14 protein-coding genes are annotated in these 18934 nt (G+C 45.7%); 9 read left to right on the top strand and 5 right to left on the bottom strand.

All coding sequences use genetic code 11. The features are described 5' to 3' along the window. On the top strand, positions 1-197 hold a 197-nt coding region (locus GMES_RS16305), incomplete at its 5' end, for a tyrosine-type recombinase/integrase (RefSeq protein WP_039987647.1). 161 nt (positions 198-358) lie between these two features. Here GMES_RS16305 and GMES_RS16300 read toward each other — a convergent pair. From GMES_RS16300 to GMES_RS16280, 5 genes are all read right to left on the bottom strand, one after another. Next, complete coding sequence (locus tag GMES_RS16300) at positions 359-1936, bottom strand: sulfatase family protein (RefSeq protein ID WP_006993850.1); 1578 nt, start codon at positions 1934-1936, stop codon at positions 359-361. A 61-nt stretch (positions 1937-1997) separates the two neighbouring features. Further along, complete coding sequence (locus GMES_RS16295) at positions 1998-3485, bottom strand: sulfatase family protein (protein WP_006993849.1); 1488 nt, start codon at positions 3483-3485, stop codon at positions 1998-2000. Positions 3486-3708: 223 nt separating this feature from the next. Further along, on the bottom strand, positions 3709-6351 hold the full coding sequence (locus tag GMES_RS16290) for a TonB-dependent receptor (RefSeq protein WP_006993848.1): 2643 nt from the start codon (positions 6349-6351) through the stop codon (positions 3709-3711). Between the two features lie 613 nt (positions 6352-6964). Beyond that, positions 6965-9400 carry an excinuclease ABC subunit UvrA gene (locus GMES_RS16285; protein WP_006993847.1) on the bottom strand — a complete coding sequence of 812 codons (2436 nt, stop codon included), beginning with the start codon at positions 9398-9400 and terminating at the stop codon, positions 6965-6967. 379 nt (positions 9401-9779) lie between these two features. After that, positions 9780-10067 (bottom strand): DUF6172 family protein, encoded by a 288-nt coding sequence (locus GMES_RS16280; protein WP_006993845.1) that lies wholly within the window; start codon positions 10065-10067, stop codon positions 9780-9782. Between the two features lie 490 nt (positions 10068-10557). Here GMES_RS16280 and GMES_RS16275 point away from each other — a divergent pair, with 490 nt between their 5' ends. From GMES_RS16275 to fghA, 8 genes are all read left to right on the top strand, one after another. Further along, on the top strand, positions 10558-12150 hold the full coding sequence (locus tag GMES_RS16275; protein ID WP_006993844.1) for an L-lactate permease: 1593 nt from the start codon (positions 10558-10560) through the stop codon (positions 12148-12150). Positions 12151-12473: 323 nt separating this feature from the next. Further along, on the top strand, positions 12474-13895 hold the full coding sequence (gene rimO, locus GMES_RS16270) for a 30S ribosomal protein S12 methylthiotransferase RimO (protein WP_006993843.1): 1422 nt from the start codon (positions 12474-12476) through the stop codon (positions 13893-13895). Positions 13896-13897: 2 nt separating this feature from the next. After that, on the top strand, positions 13898-14347 hold the full coding sequence (locus GMES_RS16265; protein WP_006993842.1) for a DUF2721 domain-containing protein: 450 nt from the start codon (positions 13898-13900) through the stop codon (positions 14345-14347). 75 nt (positions 14348-14422) lie between these two features. Continuing rightward, positions 14423-15178 carry an SDR family NAD(P)-dependent oxidoreductase gene (locus GMES_RS16260; protein ID WP_006993841.1) on the top strand — a complete coding sequence of 252 codons (756 nt, stop codon included), beginning with the start codon at positions 14423-14425 and terminating at the stop codon, positions 15176-15178. A gap of 59 nt (positions 15179-15237) precedes the next feature. Beyond that, the gene (locus tag GMES_RS16255; RefSeq protein ID WP_006993840.1) at positions 15238-16134 is read left to right on the top strand and encodes an amidohydrolase family protein; all 897 of its coding nucleotides are present in this window, start codon (positions 15238-15240) and stop codon (positions 16132-16134) included. Positions 16135-16249: 115 nt separating this feature from the next. Next, positions 16250-16708, top strand: coding sequence for a hypothetical protein (locus tag GMES_RS16250; protein WP_006993839.1), 459 nt, complete (start codon positions 16250-16252; stop codon positions 16706-16708). Positions 16709-16809: 101 nt separating this feature from the next. Further along, positions 16810-17928: an S-(hydroxymethyl)glutathione dehydrogenase/class III alcohol dehydrogenase gene (locus tag GMES_RS16245; protein ID WP_006993838.1), complete on the top strand. Its 1119-nt coding sequence runs from the start codon at positions 16810-16812 to the stop codon at positions 17926-17928. Continuing rightward, entirely contained in the window at positions 17928-18824 is an 897-nt protein-coding gene (gene fghA / locus GMES_RS16240) for an S-formylglutathione hydrolase (protein ID WP_006993837.1), read from the top strand. The genes GMES_RS16245 and fghA overlap by 1 nt, the downstream gene beginning before the upstream one ends. The last annotated feature ends 110 nt before the right edge of the window (positions 18825-18934 follow it).

The raw sequence follows: 18934 nt of genomic DNA, 5'->3' as shown, positions 1-18934 counted from the left end.
CCGTTACCCCGCACACGCTTCGCCACTCATTCGTGACCCATCTTTTACAATCAGGCGCTGATATTCTCACTGTGCAAGACCAGCTAGGTCACAGTGATTTGCGCACTACGCAAATATACACCCACATTTTACAACGTGGCGGTAACTCTGTGGTTAGCCCTTTATCAAGATTAAGATGCGCTTTTAAAAACACGTAAAAAGAACCGACGACCGATACTTTTTGACGTACCTGAAAACGTAACGAATAGTAAAAAGGCTATGGGAGAGCTTATGTATCGGCTGCAACAAAGGATGACATTAAACTTGAAGCGACCTATTAATGGGTGCATTCAACGACCGTTCCCTACTTGTTATTTGCTTATTGGCTATATCTGAAGCCTTTTTCGATAAGTTGTTGGATTTTTTCCTCCATGGCGTTAACTAACACTGGGTATTCTTTAGCTCGATTGGTTTGCTCGCTAATGTCATCGGTTAAATCAAATAGCTGTGGCGTTAGTTCAAAGCCCATTTCTATGTCTTTATTGCCTAGCCAATTTGGTAGCCCTTTCTCTTTACTGATTGCTTTTATGTATTTCCAGTTATTTTTTCGCAATGCAACTGTACCTGCAGATTCCTCTAGCAGATAAGTACGTGCAGATGATGTTTGACCCAACAGTGCTTTCATTACATCAAGGCTATCAATGGCTTCCTTTTTTGCCAGTGGCTGATTAACCAGACCGGCCAACGACGCATAAATATCGACTTGCGAGATAAGCGCGTTGCTGCGGATATGGGCACTCTTGTTCGGCCAATATACAATCATAGGCACACGCGTTCCCCCCTCAAAGACACTGTACTTGCCGCCACGAAAAGGCCCAGCGGGTGTATGCTCACCTAACATCTCTACGGCCATATCGTCGTAGCCATCATCAAGCACTGGCCCGTTATCACTGGTGAATATCACTAGGGTATTATCGGCTACCCCTTGAATCTTCAGTTCCTGCATAACTCTGCCGACAACCCAATCCATTTGGGCAATTGCATCACCTCTTGGACCCATAGTGCTTTTACCTTTAAAGCGCTCATTGGGTATACGAGGAACGTGAATATCTTGAAATGAGAAGAACAAAAAGAACGGATCTTTTTTGCTTTTCTCAATGAAATCCACGGCTTTTTCAGAAAACACATCGGGAAACTCTTCATCTACCCACAAGGCGCTTTCCCCACCACTCATGCTACCTATACGACTGATGCCGTTTACAATCGTTTCGCTATGTTGCAAATCTGCTTTCATGCGCAGTAATTCTGGGTGCTCAACACCTGTAGGGCGATCACCTACTTTATGATCGTAACTGACTTCAATAGGGTCGCTACGTTCTAAGTTGACCACTTTATGATCTTCTAAATAGACAGTGGGTACCCTGTCGCCCGTTGCTGGTAACAAAAAGCTGTAATTGAAGCCGATTTCCAGTGGCCCAGGTTTCACGTCTTGGTTCCAATCAACTGAACCATCGCCTAAACCTAAATGCCATTTTCCTATCACACCCGTGGTGTAACCCGCTTTTTGCAACATGCTTGGCAAAGTCGCTTTGCCCGGTCGAATAAGTGCAGGGGCATCGCCAGGTAAAATAGCGGCGTTTTGCCGAAAGCCGTGTTCACCGGTTAATAGTGAATAGCGCGAAGGCGTGCAAGTAGAGGCAGTGCTATGGGCATCTGTGAAGCTCACACCTTTACTCGCTAGCGCATCTAAATTAGGTGTACTGACCCCTATTGCGCCATTAGGGGAAATATCTCCGTAACCTAGGTCGTCCACATAAAAAATCACCACATTGGGCTTTTGTGATAACGATGATTGTGATGGTTGTTCTGCGGCGAATGCTCCCCCCCCCGCTGATAAGGCAGTAACGCCCATGATGAAAGTTAAATAGCGTGACATTGTGGTTCTGATAACAGTCATTCTTTATTGCTCCTGAAAAGATCTAAAGCCCTTTGGCCATTTCGACAATTAACCCAATAAATTACTGGTACTGCCATTTAGTGAGCCAAGGGTCCTGAGTGTGTTGTTGAAATGCTTTAAGCTGTTGAATAAGTTCATGTTTTATAGTACTGAACTGGGCTAGATCAGCGAGATTATGTTGCTCTTGACGGTCATTTTTCATATCAAATAACTCAAACTCAGGGCGATGTAAAAAGTCCTCGATCTGGCGACCCGCATATTGAGTGATTCCGCGGCGACGCACATCTTGCCAGACTAAGGACTGCTGCAAGTCCGCAGCAAAGGGGTAGCTCAATTCATGGGCGATATTCCAAATCAATTTATATTGCTTGGTTCGCACCATGCGCATGGGGTAATACATCATGACTTCGTGCATAGTGTGGGATGCAAAAACATGATCCCAGCCTGTAGGCTGTTCGTTTTCTAAGATTATTTTAAATGATTTGCCCTGAACACTTTCAGGCATTGGCGTTACGTGTGCGTAATCTAGGACGGTTGGCGTTAAATCAACCCAAGACACCATTTGCTGATGACGAGCACAATTTTGAATATTTTTTGCACATGCCTTAATGCTGTTTTTTTGTGCTGGCGCTTTGACAATTAAAGGCAGATGAATGCCGGCATCATACAAATTGGTTTTCGCACCAGGAAAGGCAATGCCGTTATCTGACAAATATAAAATTAAGGTATTGTCGTATTTTCCCTGGGCTTTGAGAATTTCAATCAGCTTGCCTACACCTTCATCGAGGCGCGAAATAGCCTGATAGTATTGCGCTATCTCTTTGCGTGCAGCGGGCGTGTCTGGTAAGTACGGTGGTACCAATACTTCACCAGGCTGATACACGACCTGCTTTATGCCTGGGTAACCCTGTTCCCGGTTGCCAAATTGGTTTGGTTCGGGATAGGTTTTAAACGGGTAACCTCGATGTGGGTCGTCACTGGCAAAATATAAAAAGAACGGCGCGCTGTCACCACTTATAAACGCTTCGCTTTTTTGCGCCATTTCAACCGGGCTGCGTGCAATTGAGGCCATATCATTGGCTGCGCCTTCTGACAACACATTATCAAACTTAAATACGCTGTTTGGCCCTAAGTGATATTTACCAATTCTTGCTGTTCTATAACCGTTTTCACTTAGCATGACCGGTAACGATCGCACTTCATCAAAACTACTGAAATGGTGCTGTTTATGCTGCAAGCCATACATCCCATTGGTGTGATTATGTTGACCTGTCAAAATAACTGAGCGACTAGGGCTACAACTTGACACAGTAGCAAACGCATTTTCAAAGCGAGAGCCGTCTCTTGCCAGCGCATTAATATTTGGGGTTTGGATCACGTTATTGCCGTATGCACCGATAGCATCTAATCCGTGATCGTCAGCCACAATCATCACGATATTTGGCCTGTTGACCTCATTATTCTTACTTTGCTCGCTTTTAGCTGCAACGTTTGCTGCACAAAGCACCAAGATAACGGTGCTCAGGGTAAGCGTCTTAATGTATTTCATGATAAACAACCCTACTGATTTGCGTTACTCACCCACTACCCGCCGTATTACCCCAGAGCTGAGCAGAGGAGAATAAAAGAACAGAACGACCATACTGCTTAGCGCCCTGTTCTTTTTCTTACGGGAACGAAACCTAGCAATACACTCATCTATTGTTGACTCATCCAATACTGAAGAACGACCTCCAAGATCAACCTAGAGGTTTGTCATACAGCTAAGTGAATTAAAAGGTATACGACACACCGACCAACACTTGTCTTTCAGTGGCGATCCAGTGATACGGGTCATACTTATCCCCTGCGCGATATTCGAAATGGTCGCGTCTCAGCAGGTTTAAAGCATCTAGGGTTAAACGGAAGCTCTCAGAAACGTTGTACGACAGTGATAAATCAAGTTGGCCAAATCCTTCTTGAGCCACTTCGGTGGTGACTAAAAAGTCTGAGCGGTAGTTGTAAGACAAGCGCCCTGAAAACAAGTCATCTTCATAAATGGCAACCAAGTTATAACTGTTGTCAGACAAACCCTCTAAAGAAATATTAGGCAACAAAGGATTAGGCGATGGCACGTCTGAATCCACGTAGGTGTAGTTTGCTTGAATCCCTAAGCCATCAAAAGGAACGGGCAAAAAGTCAAAGAATTGCTGATAGGCCAGTTCTAAACCTCGAACCGTGCCTGAACCACCGTTACTCTTGCGCAAAATAATGAAGTCATTGCCGCCGATGGTTTCTTGGTTTTCAGATGTTTGCAAAAAGCCATCAATGTCTTTGTAGAAAATGGCAGACGACGCCATGCCACCACTAGCGAAATAATATTCAAGGCTTAAATCTAAATTGGTTGCGGTAAATGGGTCTAAATCTGGGTTTCCGCCGGTACCTCGTCCTTGTTCAAAATTAAGATTTAACGAGGGAGCTAAATCGCCAAAATGAGGCCGCGAAAAGGTTTTCGAGCCCGCTAGTCGTACAAGCATCTCGTCAGTTAATTCAACTTTCAGATTAAATGAGGGTAAAAATTCACTGTAATCTTTATCGCTTTTGGTGCCCTCATAAATCGGTGCGCCGTTTTGATCGATGTTACCTGTGTCGAAGAAATAATCTGCTGTGGTGTCGGTTTGTACATAACGGCCACCTAAGTCACCACCGACAAAATAGCCCCCTACTTCTGTTTCAAAGTTGGCCTTCAAATACACAGCCGTGACCTCCTCTTCATAGTCAAAAGAGTCTCGCGGGTTTTCCGTTTCAGACTGGCCAGTAAAACCGTAATACTCGCGGATTTCATCATTACGAGACAACAAATAAGCCGGGTTTACGGCCACATAATCATTCGGAAAATTGCCACCATCATATTCGTCCATAAAGTCATTCCAGGTACTGGCTTCGACCAAATTAAGCGGGTCGTCACTTCCATAGGTTGCACCTGACGCATCAAAGATATGGTTGTTTTGTATGTTTTTGCTGGTGCCTAAACTCGCGAAACGAACCCCAGCCTCAATAGAGCGCACGACACCTTCGTCAAACATGTAATCTATGTCTAACTTAGCAGCGGATTCATCAGCCTTAAGTTGTCGACTTTCATGGCGCCATTGCACTATGTCGAAATTACCTTCATCTGTTACATCAAAATCGCCAAAGTCAACCGAAGGCGGTTGGCTAACAAAGCCACTGTTAGAAATCGTAACCGGCAGAGCAGTCCAAGTATCGCGAATGCGGGTGTTGTGAAAATTTGTTTCATTGTCGGTATCAACGTAGCTTACTTCCCCTTCAAAGCGCCATGGTCCGGCTACTGTTTCAAAACCCAGTGCCAAATCGTAGGTAGTTGTGTATCTGTCATCGATCATGCTGAGCACATCAAAATCCATATCACTTAAGGTGACAGAAGCAGGATATAAATTGTTTTCATCAATATTTGAGAAGTCAGCGTCCACTGTGTTTGCACCGTTAAAGCTCCACACAAACTCTTCGCGTAACTGTGCAGTAGAGTAATCGGTGTAGCCTGAATCAAAATAGAACTTAGTATCGCTGTTGAGTGAAAGATCGATACCGAGTGAATAAACGGTACGCTCTCGATCGCCCCAAGCCGGAGATGAATTGAGTGACGCACTGGTTTTAGCTCCGCTTGGGGCCGTGCCACTAGGAAAGTCTCCCTCAATAGGGGTTGCGCTAGAATTGCGTACTAAGTCTTCCCGATATTCTCGTTCTAAATAGGAAACACCGAAGATAACCCCTATTTCACCGCCACTGTTACCATAATCCCAGACGTTCCCCACCACTAGAGAACCTCTAGGCGACCATTCTTTAGATAAATCACCGTAGTGCTCTTTAAGACTACCAGCGATAGTAGGTCCGCTTAGACTTAACGCATCAGTGCGCTCGATGTCCACTACGCCCCCAATGCCCCCTTCGAGAATATCTGCCGAAACCGATTTATACACCACCACCGAGCCGACCAATTCCGCTGGAATATCCTCGAAACTGGCAAAGCGATTAATACTAACCCCCGATGCACCGCCGAAATAATTCCGACCATTTAGTAACGTCGCCACTTCATCAAGCCCACGAATAGACACACCAGACGCTTCACCCCGGGAGCGTGAAATCTGTATCCCCGGAATACGCTGTAGTGATTCAGCAACGTTCAAGTCGGGAAACTTACCAATATCTTCAGCTGAAATAACATCTGCAACCTGACCTGACTCTTGCTTACGCGCCACTGAACTCGCAATACTCGAACGTATGCCTACCACCGAAATTTGCTCAATATCTTCATTCGCACCTGCGTCAATTGCACTTTCTTGCGCCCTTAGTTGACCGGTGCTGTTTATCATGGCGATGGATGATGCTAAAAGGGTGTATTTCGTTTTGGCTCTCATTTTGTTCTCCGAAAATTTTATTCGTATGTATTCGTATTAGGCATTCGGTTGCTAAAAACCCGGCTTTACTTCGCCACGCACTGGCTGTCCGTTCGTAGTTTGCGTCGTTCTCTAGACTTGTCTCTACCAAGTCTTGAATGTTTAGACGACTTGCGTGGTTACCAACTCCAAGTTTGTAAGGAAATTAGCATGCAGTTAACAATATAACAACACCATAAATGCAAACAGTTTCCCTTAAAATTCGAACCTGAAATAAAAGCAAGAACAATAAGATTCTGAATTTATTGAATATAAATACTAGAAAAAGGTAATTATATTTACCTCAAAAGAAATAAAATTATTTAAAATGATAACGGTTTACCGCATAGTGATATGAAAAGGAAACGTTTCATTGGAGAATGGAAAAGCAGAAAAAGTCCCAAGTAGCAATGTGTACTTGGGGCCTTTGTACTGGGGTTAAGAGCTTTCAGTTATCCAAAAGCTCTAAGGAAAAGAACACACATAAAATAGCAGACACCGCATCATCAGCGTCTGTCACTGAAACGGCCAGTATGAATGCAATACATGGCGTTGGATGGCAACGTATTAAAACATTACCCTTAAGGCTATACCGTCAAACCAGTAAGAAGGGTGCCGTCCGACTTTGTTTATTAGTTGCGACTTGTTTTGGTGTGCCCTGTGCGACGACTTTACCGCCCTTATCACCTGCTTCTGGGCCGATATCAATGACCCAATCACTGTTGCTGGCCACTTTCATGTCGTGTTCAACCATGATCACAGTATTGCCTGCATCCACCAACCCATTGAGTTGCGACATCAACATAGCCGCATCTTTTGGGTGTAAACCTGTGGTGGGCTCATCTAACACGTATAGCGTGTCACCTTTTTGCACTCGCTGTAGCTCGGTTGCCAGCTTAATACGCTGAGCTTCACCACCCGATAACTCCGTGGCTGGTTGGCCAAGACGTAAATAGCCAAGACCTACTTGAATTAAGGCATCCAATGCTCGCAGCACAGGTGGCTCGTCAACGAAAAAGGTGTGAGCTGCCTCGACCGTCAAACCCAGCACATCGGCGATACTTTTGTCTCGATAGGTGATTTCTAGGGTTTTATCGTTGTAGCGCTGGCCCTGACACACTGGGCAAGGCGAATACACACTAGGTAAGAAGAGTAACTCAACGCTCACAAAACCCACCCCGTCACAATTACTGCAACGGCCTTTAGTCACATTGAAGGAAAAGCGCCCTGCGTCGTAGCGTCTTTTCTTCGACTCTTTGGTGCCGGCAAATAACTTACGAACATGATCGAATAGCCCAGTGTATGTGGCTAAATTAGAGCGCGGCGTTCTGCCGATGGGTTTTTGATCCACCGTGATCAAGCGCTTCACGTGCGTTAGCCCGTCAACGATATGCCCACCTGTGCTCGTCTCGGTTTCTTGTTCGAGCAGATCAGCTTCATCACTAGGCACATCAACGGTTTTCTTCACGCCTAAGCCTTCATTGACTAATTCAACCAATGCTTGACTGACTAGACTCGACTTACCCGAGCCAGAGACCCCCGTTACGGTGGTTATAATCCCAAGTGGGAATGCCACATCGAGATTCTGTACGTTATTACGGGTCACGCCTGCAAGTTTTAACCATGCCTTCGCCTCTCGCGGCGTGCGCCCTATTTCTGCTGAACTCTCGAATAAATGCTTAGCGGTATGCGAGCGTTGATTACCTTCTAGCCCTTCAACTGGGCCATTATAGATAATCTCGCCGCCATGGGTGCCAGCGTCTGGCCCTACATCGACTATCCAATCTGCATGACGAATAACGCTCACATCATGCTCCACCATAAAGACTGAGTTTCCCGCCCCAACTAACGCATCTAATGAGCCTAACAAGGCTTTTTTATCAGCAGGATGCAACCCGGCGGATGGCTCATCTAGCACGTAAACCACACCGAATAACTGCGAGCGAATTTGTGTCGCCAAGCGCAAACGTTGTAACTCCCCAGGCGACAGTGTGGTGGTACTACGTTCAAGGGACAAATACCCAAGGCCTAAATACGTCAGTGCTTCAACTCTCGCTAAAATATCGCTGGCTAAGCGTTGAGCCACTATGACTTTTTCACGATCCTTTAATTCTTCACTGGGTTGGGTAGTCGCTGTTTCACGTAATCTTTCGGCCAAGTCAGTCAAGGTTAATTGTGATAACTGCCCAATATCCACACCAGTAAAAGTAACCGATAGCGACTCTCGCTTAAGCTTTTTGCCTTCACACTCGGGGCACTGTGAAATCTGCATAAATTGCGATACACGTTTTTTAGTGCGCGGGCTTTGCGTAGTAGCAAAAGACTGCAATACGAAGCGCTGGGCGCTGGTAAACGTACCCATATAGCTAGGTGCTTCATCATTTTTAATGGCGGCTTGAGCCTGCTTTAAATTGTATTCAGGATAGACTGGCACTGTAGGGGTTTCATCAGTGAATAAAATCCACTGCCTGGCCTTTTTAGGCAAATCACGCCACGGAACATCGATGTCGTAACCAAGAGAAACCAGAATTCGGCTTAAATTTGCGCCTTGCCATGCAGGCGGCCACGCCGCAATCGCTCTGTCTCGTATGGTTTTACTGTCATCAGGTACCAATAGTGCTTCGGTCACATCAAAAACACGGCCAATGCCATGGCATTTAGGGCACGCCCCTTGGGCGGTATTCGGTGAAAATGAGTCTGCATATAAAATGGATTGACCATCCGGATAATCACCCGCCCGGGAGTAAAGCATTCGCAGGGCATTAGATATGGTGGTAACACTGCCCACGGAAGAGCGAACCGAAGGAGTGCCTCTTTGTTGCTGCAGGGCTACCGCAGGCGGCAAGCCCTCAATAGCGTCAACATCTGGCTCTTCGACCTGATCAATTAAGCGCCGTGCATAAGGGGATACCGAATCGAGATAACGGCGCTGAGATTCAGCGAATAATGTACCAAAGGCCAGGGAGGATTTACCTGAGCCTGAAATGCCGGTAAATACCACCAACGCATTGCGCGGTAAATCAAGACTCACATTCTTTAAGTTATGGACGCGGGCACCACGTACCTTGATACAGTGCTCTGGTTGGCTGAGTATATGGCTGGCTTTGTCTTGAGGGATGACTAAGTCTCCTTTGATTCTAAAAGGTATGTTTTACTAGTACATGACTCGCTGAAAAAAGTTCATAAGAACGTATTAAAAAAACGCTGAAAAAACCATACAAAAATCAAACGAAATAACATTGTTTTTGCAGATAGTAAACGCGGATATATATAGAGCATGGTGTGCTCAATGTGTTTGTATTGCTTGCTCTTGAATGAAAGCCGCTTGCAAAGCGGCACTCAATGGGGTCAGCAAGAGAGAGCATTACCTCATTGCTTTAATGGTAAACGGAATGCCCTGAATATGTATTTTACTCAGTTAGTTTTTTAACGCCGGGCTTGGCGAGTATTTCTAAGTAAAAAGAGGCAAGTTCGTTTTTTTCGGCTTCATCGATATGTTTATTAATTGAACCAAGGTGAATGACTTGTGCACTATCCTTATCCGCTCCGAAACGACAGTCAAAATCCCAATAATCAGCGCCCTCAGGAAGTGACTTTTTTCTCTCTCGTCTAAGATATTTCTTTACTTCAAACTTAATGGCTTCGACTAGTCTTGGCAGTTTGATTTTCGGATGAGACAGAACGAATGTTTTTTTCATGGTATTTACTCGTATTAGCCAAATTCAAATATGGCATTCAATAGAAGGGGATGATATTGGGCTTTACAGGCCAGTTCGCGAGCGAAGGCAGATTAATCTTTGCACAATTAAAAAAACACATTCAAATAAGCAGGTTTACTATGCACGTTTAAATAAGCACGTATAAGTAAGTGCAATTCAACCAATTGATGTGTTTCATCATAAGGATTATACAAGAACTGATGCTTAATAGATGTACCTACTCACAATTAATCCTGTTTTGTATTTGCCAGCTTCATTCAGTCATTACACGGATAATGCCGTGATACGTTTTTAGTGAATGATCGCAAGCATATGCGCTTAGAAAATTAAACATAAAGCCGTTAACATACAACACTGATAGAAATTCACTCTAGACTGCCTTCGTTTACCGCCACAATAGTCTTTGACATCATGCTAAAAGCGCAATAACAATACCCCACTAGGGAATAACTTGTTTCAAAGGCCATCTATGTTGTTACTCATAAGTGCGTACTTACCCGTTGCTATACTCATCTATTTAATGACGAAAAAACACAGTGTAGCGGCCAGCAAAGCATTGCCTTTGAGTGCATTGATTGCCTATCTGGTAGTTCTGTTTGTATTTGATTTTGAGCTACGGCTAGTGAATGCCTCGGTCATCAGCGGGTTGTTGTTGGCGCTTACCCCTATCATGATTATCGCCGGAGCAATTTTTCTGTTTCGGTGTATGGAAGTCACCGGAGCGTTAGGCATAATCCGTAGCTGGCTAAATCGCATCAGCAGTAATTCAATAGCCCAACTGATGGTCGTGGGTTGGGCTTTTGCCTTTTTGATTGAAGGCGCGAGCGGATTTGGCACTCCTGCTGCCATCGCTGCGCCTATACTTGTCGGATTAGGCTTCCCGGCCCTCAGGGTCGCCATCGCCTGTCTTGTTTTCAATACCATACCAGTCACATTTGGCGCCGTGGGTACACCTATTTGGTTTGGCTTAGCTTTAACCGAATTAACCCCTGTGTTACTGCAAGATGTTGCTTGGAAGTCTGCGCTTATCAATTCGGTTGCTGCTCCCTTTATCGTCATGGCGGCGCTGGCCTTAGTGGTCGAGAAAAAAATCCAACTTAAGCAAAATTGGCTATTTATTGTGTTATCAACCTTCTCTTGCACCCTACCGTATTTAATGTTGAGTCAAGTATCGGTTGAATTTCCCTCTCTGGTGGGCGGTTTCATCGGCCTGATAATTACCCTGTTACTGGCGAAATATAATATTGGCCTACACCAACGCCAAAATGACCGCCACTGTTCGGTGCAAATACCGGTGCAGGTATCAATGCCCATTCTGCTAAAAGCCAGTTTTCCGCTATGGGGAACAATATTGCTATTGGTTGTGACACGTATTCCTGAGCTGGGCATCAAGAACTTACTGCAACTCACATCACCTGCATGGGGGATAAGCGCTGGGCCCTTAGGCGACGTCAGTATTAGTGCATCACTGGTTGTTAAACTCGAACGCATACTACAAACGCCCATTAGCTGGCAGCACAACACCTTGTATGTTCCCTCCATTTTACCATTCGTAGTATTGGGTTGTTTAACGCTGTGGTTGTTTAAGAGCAGCTCATTCGCAAACGTGGTAAGTCACACCAAAAACAGTATGAAAAAGCCAGTGATTGCGCTTTTTGGGGCCTTAGTCTTTGTCAACATGATGATGCTCACTGAAGAATATTCTGCGGTGAGTTTAATCGGTCGACATTTAGCAGGCATTAGTGGCCAGTACTGGGGGTTCTTCGCGCCATTTCTTGGCGCATTAGGTTCGTTCTTCTCTGGTTCAGCCACAATATCAAACCTCACATTTGCCGGTGTTCAGCAGACTATTGCCAGCGATTTACAGTTGAATGTAACAACCATCTTGGCTTTACAGTCGGTGGGTGCCGCCATGGGGAACATGATTTGCATCAACAATATAGTGGCAGTGACCTCTATTCTCGCGCTACAAAATAGTGAGGGCTACATTCTCAAGCGCAGCATATTGGTATTACTGCTCTACGGTTTAATTGCTGGAACCATGGGTATGGTTTTAGCCTAACGCGATACAATGTCTCAACACGTGATGCTATCTAAACTCAGTCCGCCTGCTTAGAGCACATCAGTACGGTTCGTCTTAAATGCGATTACTCTTGGTATATCGCCACCGAAATAGAGCTTCACGACTCATATTGAAATAGCAAAATAACATCGAGAATAGGCTAAAGCTTGCTAATAGATTAAAAAAATTACGGTCTCGTCGAGCTCAATAATCAAAGACAATTATCTGTCATGTGCATCGCAATCCATTTCCGTTATAATCGCCGCAACTGGGCGTTCGCCCCGATCTACTTAATTGATCCATTACACTATTTTGAGCATTTGATGACTGTTGAAACCTTTAATCCAAAACAAACCACGACTTTAGAAACACCGGTAAAAATTATCGAAGCCGATAAGCCAAGTAGCTTATCCACCGGCTCGCGGATTGGTTTTGTCAGCCTTGGCTGCCCGAAAAACCTAGTCGACTCTGAGCGTATTTTGACCCAATTGCGCACAGAGGGTTATGACGTGGTCAATACCTATGATGATGCGGATTTAGTGATTGTAAACACTTGCGGCTTTATCGATACCGCAGTACAAGAGTCGCTCGATACCATAGGCGAAGCGCTCGCTGAGAACGGCAAAGTCATTGTAACTGGCTGTTTGGGCATAAAAGAAGACGAAATTCGCGAAGTGCATCCCAACGTACTGGCCATTACCGGCCCTCACGCTTACGAAGAGGTGGTGAATCAAGTACACGAGCATTTACCTCAGCCAAGTTATAACCCGTATATGAATTTGGTGCCAGATATTGGTGTGAAACTCACGCCGCGCCATTATGCCTACTTAAAAATATCTGAAGGCTGTAACCACAGATGCACCTTCTGCATTATTCCTTCCATGCGCGGCGATTTGGTTAGCCGCCCTATTGGTGAGGTTTTAGATGAAGCGCAGCGCTTGAAAAACGCGGGCGTGAAAGAGCTGTTGGTTATTTCACAAGACACCAGCGCTTATGGCGTAGATGTAAAAAACAAAATGGGCTTTTGGAATGGCATGCCGGTTAAAACAGGCATGACAGAATTGTGCGAAAAACTCGGTGAGATGGGCATGTGGGTGCGCTTACATTATGTTTACCCTTACCCGTCGGTCGACAAGGTTATGCCCCTAATGGCCTCAGGTAAAGTACTGCCCTACCTCGACATTCCTTTTCAACATGCGAGCCCGCGCATTCTTAAATTGATGAAGCGCCCTGCCGCTGCTGAGCGCACCATGGAGCGCATTAAAAAATGGCGCGAACTGTGCCCAGAGTTAGTTATCCGCTCTACCTTTATTGTGGGCTTTCCTGGTGAAACCGAAGAAGACTTTCAAATGCTGCTCGACTTTTTAGACGAAGCCCAACTTGAGCGTGTTGGCTGCTTTAAATACTCAGACGTTGAAGGCGCGAAAGCAAACGATTTGCCAGACCCTGTCAGTGAAGAGGTCAAACAAGAGCGCTTCGAGCGCTTTATGCAAAAACAACAGCAAATCAGCACGGCTAAATTGCAGCGCCGAATCGGTAGCACTATTCAGGTCCTCATCGATGAAGTTGATGAAGAAGGCGCTATCGGTCGTAGCTTTGCCGATGCCCCTGAAATTGACGGTTTAGTTTATTTAAATGGTGACGTTGAGCTTAAACCTGGTGACTTGATTACCGCCACAGTTGAACACGCTGATGAATACGATTTATGGGCCTCGCGTGCAGTAAACACTGACTTGAGTGCTTAAACGTGGAGTCATCGATTTCTGATTTAGCTCAGGTTATCCAAATCGTCGTTGCGCCAGTCTTTATGCTGACCGGCATCGCTGGCTTCTTAAATGTGATGTCAGGTCGCTTGGGGCGCATCGTTGATCGAGCGCGCATTATTGAGCGCCGTGTCGCTATTCTTAAGAACCCCGATAAATTGAAAATCTCTCACGTTGAGCTTAAGTACCTGTGGCGCCGGATTAAAATTATCAACCGCTCTATTGGTATGTGTACCGCATCGGCGCTGTTTGTCTGTTCAGTGGTATGTTGTTTGTTTATCGGCGAATTCTTACTGATGGACTTGACCAAAGCCATTGTGATCCTTTTTGTTATCGCTCTTTTGTTACTCATTGCTGCTTTAATTTCATTCTTAAAAGAAGTGCAGTTGGCGACCCGCACCCTGCAAATGGGCAAAGAGTTCGACGACGAGTAACTCATGCTATGTGTAGCGCCTGTTTGCTAAATTAAACCGATTTAGCAAACCGTGAATCAACCGTTAAGAGGTAATATGACTTCAAGCACTAAACAGCCCGTTTGTATTGTCACCGGTGGAAGCTTAGGGATAGGGGCTGCTATTTGTCAGCTCTTTGCCAAAAAGGGCTACCAAGTTTTTAATTTAGATTTACAAGCACCTATGCAAGCCCACTCAGCTGTAGTCTGGCAAGAGTGTGATGTAGCAAACGTGGCACAGGTGAAAAGTATTATTGCCAGTATCGGCAATAAACATTCAAAAATTGACTGTTTGGTGTCTAACGCTGGTGTGCATCTATCAGCCAATATCGAGCAAACCAGTGAAGACGTGCTTGACCAGATGTTTTCCATTAATGTCAAAGGCGCTTACGCCGCCATTCAAGGTGTGCTGCCAAGCATGGTAGAGCATAAATCAGGTTCAATTATTCTAATGGCCTCTGATCAAGCGCTGATCGCCAAACAAAATTCCTTTGCTTATAACCTGACCAAATCCGCTTTGGCGTCAATGGCCAAAACGACCGCGCTAGATTATGCCAAGCACAATATTCGTGCGAATGCGGTGTGCCCTGGCACAATAGAAACTCCTCTTTATCATAAAGCGATTGATAGTTACCTTGAAAAGTCAGGTCGTGACAGCGACGAGGTGCACGCCGAAGAAGCGGCGTTGCAACCACTGGGGCGATTGGGCCAACCTGATGAAGTGGCGCAGCTTTGTTACTTTTTGGCCAGTGAGCACGCTGAGTTTATAACCGGCAGTTTGCAAGTTATTGATGGCGGCTACACAGCTCAGTAGCCGTTTTAAAGCGGTACACAGATAAGCGGTACACACAAAGGAAAACGGCAAGTAGCAACATGGACATCATCGACCCACATTTGCACCTTTTTAACCTAAGTGACGGCCAATACGGTTGGTTAAAACCCGAAAATGCCCCCCACTGGCCAGACAAACACACAATCAATCGTGATGTGGGCCAAACTGAGTTACAACTCCCCAGCGCGTTAACCCTAGCCGGTTTTGTGCACATAGAAGCAGGGTTTGACAACGCTAAGCCCTGGCGCGAACTAGATTGGCTTGAACAACATTGTACCGTAGCATTTAAGAGTGTGGCAGGAGGTAATTTAACCTCTAGGGATTTCCCTAACGTGTTAAGCGAATTAATGCGCCGAAAGTCACTTGTCGGAATTAGGCATATTCTTGATGATAATGCTCACTCGTTGTTAAGTAGCTCGGTGTTTCAAAAGAACTTGGCCTTATTGGCTGAGCATGGTTTGAGTTTCGATGCGCAGTTTTCGTTATCAGATAAGCAAGCCACTCAAGCGCTGTGTAAGCTGCTTGATAGTACACCTACCTTGCGCGTGATCATCAATCATGCAGGTTGGCCGCCTCTTCGATCAAACACCCAAACGTGGCAGCAAGCCTTTGACCGCTGGCAACACAACCTTCGTGTACTCGAGCAATACCCAAGTGTGGCAATAAAGCTCTCTGGTTGGGAAATGCAAAATCGCGCCTACACACAACAAGACATCCAAACTGTGATGATGGCCTGCGTGCAAATATTCGGTGAGCGCCGAGTGATGCTAGCCAGTAATTTTCCGTTAACCACCTTCAGCCGGTCTTATGCCGACCTGTGGCAAACCTACGGCGCACTTTTAACAACTAAGGTGCAGAATGTTGCACAAGCAGAGCGAGATACCAGATTAAAAAGCCTACTGCTGTATAAAAACAGTGCAAATTGGTATCAATTTTAATCGTATAGAAAGGCACTTCACGCTAGTGATGAGCCTCGCCCCTCTCTTGTATTGCACTGGTCCCTGTTAAGCGTTTAGACTAACCCTTCAAACGATAAAAAGTGAGTAAGCTTAAGTGAAAAAACAGCACAAGAACCTGTATCAATGGCCCTTAATTTTGCTCACGGCAAGCCTAATTGGCTGTGCCGGCAATGAACCTAAACCAATACAAACAACAGATCACTTCAGTACTCAAATCGGCGATAACGGAGAGACACAATTTGCCTTCGGTTTGTCGTGGTTTAATTTACCCGAAGAAGATACAGACAGAGGCGAGCGTGGTGGCAGACGCGGCAGTAGAGATGGAAGCAGAGGCGGAAGTCGCGATGCAGGCCTAGGTGGGCAAAGTAATCGCCCAATCGGCTCAAACTTAAACCCGCAACCAAATAATGAAACCAAATTGGCGCTTGAAGACAAAGCTGTGCTGCATTTAAAGCAAACCCTAGACAAACGCGATCTGTGTCCCAATGGTTATACCATCGACGATATTATTTGGGAGCCCAGACGCATTCGCCTGATGGGAATGTGCAAGTAAGAGCGTGCAAGTAAAATCGTTTATTTGATAATACCCACCTATTTGGTCGGAATAAGTGGTTAATTCTCGAAATCCCTGTATTCAACAAAAGGATCAACAATATGCAAAGCATTAAAACACGAGCAGCGGTTGCATGGGCAGCCGGCGAGCCATTAACCATTGAAGAAGTTGATTTAATGCCGCCTCAAAAAGGCGAAGTACTCATCAAAGTCATCGCCACTGGCGTATGTCACACCGATGCATACACCCTATCGGGCGATGACCCGGAGGGTATCTTTCCTGCTATTTTGGGCCATGAAGGCGCTGGGATCGTGGAAGCCATCGGCGAAGGCGTGACGTCTGTCGAAGTAGGCGACCATGTGATTCCGTTATACACCCCAGAATGCGGCGAGTGTAAATTTTGTCTGTCAGGTAAAACTAACCTATGCCAAGCAATACGTGCCACGCAAGGTAAAGGCGTAATGCCAGATGGCACCACACGTTTTTCAAAAAATGGTAAGCCTATTTATCATTACATGGGCACATCTACCTTCGCTGAGCACACAGTCGTGCCTGAAATTGCCTTGGCTAAAATCCCCAAAGAAGCCCCTCTTGAAAAAGTATGCTTACTTGGCTGTGGCGTCACCACAGGCATGGGCGCTGTCACTAACACCGCCAAAGTACAGGAAGGCGACACGGTGGCGGTATTCGGTTTAGGCGGTATTGGTTTATCTGTGCTTATTGGCGCGAAAATGGCTAAAGCGGGTCGTATCATCGCTATTGATGTGAACGAAGATAAATTCAAAATTGCTAAGCAACTTGGTGCGACCGATGTGGTGAACCCAAAAGATTTTGATAAATCAATCCAAGAAGTCATTGTGGATATGACCGATGGCGGCGTAGATTACTCATTCGAATGTATCGGTAATGTGAATGTGATGCGCTCAGCACTTGAATGTTGTCATAAAGGCTGGGGCGAATCGGTGATCATTGGTGTGGCCGGTGCAGGCCAAGAAATCTCAACTCGACCGTTCCAGCTTGTTACCGGTCGAGTATGGCGCGGCTCAGCATTTGGTGGCGTAAAAGGTCGCAGCCAATTACCAGACTATGTGCAACGCTACATGGACGGCGAGTTCGAGCTTGATACCTTCATTACCCACACCATGCCACTAGAAGATATCAACACGGCATTTGATTTAATGCATGAAGGGAAATCGATACGCTCAGTGGTGCATTACTAATGAGCGGCCAACAGCAAATGAGCGCTACATCAAGCGTAACCTCGAGCGCAAATGAAGTGTCGGCAAATCGCTGTTTTGGCGGTTGGCAGAAGCGTTTTAGCCATCAATCTGCTGTGCTTAATTGCGAAATGTATTTTAGCGTGTATTTACCCCCTGCCGCTGAACTGGCTAAACCGCTGCCTGTGGTTTATTGGTTAAGCGGGCTTACCTGTACAGATGAAAACTTTGTCACCAAAGCTGGAGCACAGCGGGTCGCCAGCGAGTTGGGGATTATGCTTGTCATACCTGACACCAGCCCGCGAGGTGATGCAGTACCCGATGCAGACGACCAAGCCTACGACTTAGGTTTGGGTGCTGGCTTTTATGTGAATGCAACTCAAGCCCCTTGGGCTGAGCATTACCGCATGTATGATTACATAGTAGACGAGCTCCCTAGCCTTATTCAACAGCAATTTCAGGTTCAACCTAAAGCGGCAATCGCTGGGCATTCGATGGGCGGCCACGGTGCACTTATGATTGCCTTATCGAACGTGAAACGCTTTAGTTCGGTGTCGGCCTTTTCACCGATTGTGAATCCGATGGATTGCCCATGGGGACAAAAAGCCTTTAAACATTATTTAGGCAATGACAAAAGCGAATGGCAACAGTACGACAGTTGTGAGCTAATGCGCCAACAAGGCCAATTTTTACAATTGCCCATGTTGATTGACCAAGGCCTAGCGGATGACTTTTACCAACACCAAAAGTTAGCCAAGCCCCTTGAGGCGATAGCACAAGAGATAAACTATCCCGCTGAGTTTCGATACCATGAAGGTTATGATCACAGCTACTTTTTCATCAGCAGCTTTATTGAAGATCACTTACGATTTCATGCTAAGCATTTAGCCGAGTATTAGTCATTCAGCGCGCTGAGCTTATGCCAATGCGATTAAGCTATTTCACGATTACTCGTTTACCAAGAATAAGACTGTGCTAAACAAAAAAACGTCAAGTGGCGGTATGAAGT

The sequence above is a fragment of the Paraglaciecola mesophila KMM 241 genome (assembly GCF_000315015.1).
GTDB lineage: Bacteria > Pseudomonadota > Gammaproteobacteria > Enterobacterales > Alteromonadaceae > Paraglaciecola > Paraglaciecola mesophila.
The sequence above is the reverse complement of the archived record's forward strand: the minus strand, read 5'-3'. Positions and strand labels throughout refer to the sequence as shown.